Genomic DNA, 1,141 nt, shown 5'->3' with positions numbered 1-1,141 from the left:
TAGCGGCGCCGATCATCTTCATGCGAAAGCCGATCATGTCCGCCAGGCTGTGGACGACCTGGTCCGGGCAGCGCGGATCGTCGATGCAACGCGCCAGACGCTCGGCGACCCGCAACCGCTTTTCCACCTCGGCCTAGGCCAGAACGCCGCTGTTGGACGACAGCATGCCGCCGTCGAAACGGGCGACGACGGACTTGCCGCCGACTAAAAACCGCTCAGCGGCAGCGCAAGATCGTTCATGGTAGGTGTGGTCTCCGGGAAATTTCGGATCGGCTTAAGCAACCAAATCCTACGTCATTTCAACGGGCTTGCGCCACATCCACCAACCCACATGAATTTGGTTAGGTTGATGCTGCGTGCCGCCGCCGTGAGGCCGCGCTCGCTAAGCAGCGCGTCGAGAACGACGAGAAGATTCAGATCGAGCCCTTTGAAACGCATGTCTTAGCTATCCATAGCGTGGATGAATTTGATTGAAACAAACGATTTTACCAATTTTCCGGAATGTCGCATGGACCTGGCAGGACCTCACGTGCGCCGATGACTGCCTCTATCGCGTGGCGAGTCCCTTGAGAAGAGCCCGAAAGAGGAAATCTGTCGCGTGCGGTGGAGATTGTACTGGGAATGAGAGGCAGCGCTCCAAATCATGTCGAACTCTCCGACGAATGGCGACCGGTACATAGTTGATCGCAACTGGTCCGGAGCTATGAAACATCTCGATTACATATGAGGTGCCGAGTGAATACGCTGACAGCACCCACCGTCGCAGCGTTTAGCTGACGTTTGACGACGGTTCCTATCCATTTACACGCAGATTCTTGATGTGCTGGCGCAAAAGCGGGAGGCCGGCGACTTTTCTTCGTCATCGGGCTGACGCCGCAGAAGCCGGAACTCGTCCGGTTGCTATGGGCATTGGGCTTGGTCGGCGCACAGGCTCTATGAGGGGCAATTTTGGCAACGCGACGCGACTCGGGTTTTGAACGACGCCGAAAACGCAAGCTGGAAAGGAACAAGATGGCAGATCAACTCGCCAACGAAATAATCGCAATGATCAAGAAGCGCGCCGCGTCGGAGGGCGGCATAGCGCCTGCCACGGGCGGCGAAATAACGGCTGCCACGGGACTGACTTCGCTCGGTATCGATT

Annotated in this window: 2 pseudogenes; both read right to left on the bottom strand. The window is 57.1% G+C overall.

What is annotated here, in order from left to right:
* Positions 1-240, bottom strand: a pseudogene (locus NKH35_RS31790) (transposase); the annotation flags it as partial.
* 96 nt (positions 241-336) lie between these two features.
* Positions 337-438: pseudogene (locus NKH35_RS31785) on the bottom strand (LysR family transcriptional regulator); the annotation flags it as partial.
* Positions 439-1,141: the final 703 nt, after the last annotated feature.

Source organism: Mesorhizobium sp. M1143, from assembly GCF_040318435.1.
In the GTDB taxonomy this organism is placed as follows: Bacteria; Pseudomonadota; Alphaproteobacteria; order Rhizobiales; family Rhizobiaceae; genus Mesorhizobium.
Note: the sequence above shows the minus strand (reverse complement) of the source record. Positions and strands in the feature narration are given on the sequence as shown.